Source organism: Streptomyces sp. NPDC025273 (genome assembly GCF_040638585.1).
Taxonomy (GTDB): domain Bacteria; phylum Actinomycetota; class Actinomycetes; order Streptomycetales; family Streptomycetaceae; genus Streptomyces; species Streptomyces cinereorectus.
Genome location: NZ_JBEZYP010000047.1, coordinates 1 through 2,339, shown reverse-complemented (window position 1 = coordinate 2,339; position 2,339 = coordinate 1). Strand labels below are relative to the sequence as shown.

At 70.0% G+C, this 2,339-nt stretch carries 1 protein-coding gene; it reads right to left on the bottom strand.

Annotated features, from left to right (window positions below; genetic code table 11):
- Nucleotides 1-2,326, bottom strand: a 2,326-nt coding sequence (locus AB0F38_RS31610) for a condensation domain-containing protein (RefSeq protein WP_361900880.1), incomplete at its 3' end; no start/stop codon positions are given.
- Nucleotides 2,327-2,339: the final 13 nt, after the last annotated feature.

Genomic DNA, 2,339 nt, shown 5'->3' with positions numbered 1-2,339 from the left:
CCCTCCCCACCAACCGCCCACCCACCGACAACACACCCAACCGCTCCCGCTCCCCCACCGACCGCACATCCACCCCGGCCAACTCACCGTCCGGGCATTCCGCGAACGCGGAGACGACGGAGGCGAGGCGCTCGGGGAAGAGACGTGCGGTGCTGTCGGCGTAGAGATCGGTGTTGTAGGTGAGGTAGCCGGTGATGGCGTCCTCGCCCTGCTCCAGGTGGAGCGAGAGGTCGAATTGGGTCCCCGCCGGCGGGATGTCGAGACGGCTGACGGTCAGACCGGGCAGGTGCAGATTCCGTGACGGGGCTTCGTTGAGGGCCAGCATCGTCTGGAACAGGGGGCTGCGTGCCTGCCCGTCGGCGGCGAGCGCCGTATGCCGGACGATCTCCTCGAACGGCGTCTCGGCGTGCTGGTGCGCTTCCACGAGCGCGTCGTGGGTGGCCCGCAGCGTCTCCGTGAGCGTGGCCCGCGGGTCCAGGGTCCGCCGCAGCGGCAGGGTGTTGGTGAAGAATCCCAGGATGCCGGCGGTGTCGGGGTGGGTACGGCCGCTGGTCGGGATGCCGATGGTCACGTCGCCGCCGCCCGACAAGGCGCCCAGGACGACGGTGACCGCGGTGGCGACCACGACGAACGGGGTCGTGCCCGTACGGCGCGCGATGCCCCTGACCACCTCGGCACTCAGTTCCACCGGGATGGCCGCGCCGTTGTGGGTACGACGCGCGGGACGCGGGCGGTCGGTCGGGAGGTCCAGGGCGTGCGCTCCCGCGAGCCGCTCACGCCAGTGAACGAGTCCGTTGTCGTCCTCGGACATCGGCTCGGCAGCTCGCATGCGGGCGAAGTCGCCGTACTGGAGAGCGGGAGCCGGGGGCAGGGAGCGGCCTTCGCCAAGTGCGGCGTACACGGCGGCGATCTCGTCCAGCAAGCGGGTGAGCGTCCAACCGTCGGCGATGGTGTGGTGCAGGGACAGCAGGAGCAGGTGGGCATCCTCGGCGCGGCGGACGATCCGCGCGCGGAAGAGCGGGCCGTCGGCGAGGTCCACGGTGGAGTGCCGCCAGTCCGTCAGCAGTTCGGCCTCGTCGTACGCCGATGACGCGTCCGGATCGTCCGAGGAGGCCTCTCCCGCCGTGCCTGCCGACGGCAGTGGATTCCCGGACCAGACGGGGTGGACGACCTGGACGACCTCGCCGTTCTCCTCCCGCAGGGTGGTCCGCAGCACCTCGTGACGGCGGGTGACCTCTTCGATCGCGCGTGCCAGGGCCGGAGCGTCGAGCCGGCCGGAGATCCGGGCGCCGCCGTTCAGCGTGTAGGCGAGATTGGCCTGTGGGTCCAGGGCGCACAGCAGCCACAGCCGCTTCTGGCCGGACGTGGCGGGGAAGATGACGGTGCCGTCGGGGTTCGGTATGCGCGGTGCGACCGGTATGGGCGGGCGGGCGTCGCCCAGTCGGTCGAGGTGGGCGGCGAGATCAGCGAGTGTGGGGTGTTCGAAGACGAGGTGCAGCGGTACGCGGGTGCCAAGGGCCTCGCCGAGCCGGTGAGTGAGCCGGGTGGCGAGGAGGGAGTGGCCGCCGAGGGCGAAGAAGTCGTCGTCCGCGCCGACTTCGGCAGCGTCGAGCACTTCGCCCCAGATGCGGGCGACCAGTTCTTCGGCCGGTCCGGCCGGAGCCCGATACGCGGTGTGGTTCGCACCAAGTTCCGGATCGGGGAGAGCGGACCGATCGATCTTGCCGTTCGGAAGGAGGGGGAACTCCTCCAAGCCGACGAAGACCGAGGGCACCATGAACTCCGGTAGCCAGGCGCGCGTGTGAGAGGTCAGATCGGCCGGAATCTCTCCGCCCGCCGTCTCGACATGGGCGACCAGGCGGAGTGATCCGGATATGTCTTCGCGGGCGACGACAACAGCGCCGTTGATCTGCGGGTGCCGGCTGAGGACTTCCTCGACCTCACCGAGTTCGACGCGGTGGCCACGGACCTTCACCTGCCCGTCCGCACGGCCCAGATAGTCCAACTGCCCGTCGGGACGCCACCGGACCAGATCTCCCGTGCGATACATCCGGCCGCCGTCCGCCGAGAACGGGTCGGGAAGGTAACGCTCCGACGTGAGGCTCGGCCGCGCGTGATACCCGCGCGTCACTCCCGCCCCCGACAGATACAGCTCGCCCACGGCTCCGAGAACCACCGGCCGCAGATTCCCGTCGAGAACATGGGCCGTCGTCCCGTCCACAGGAACACCGATCGGCGTACGGGCATCGCCCGGAGCCGTGACCGCGTGCGTCGAATACGTGGTGTCCTCGCTCGGCCCGTACAAATTGTTCACGACATCGATCACCGGATGCGCGTAC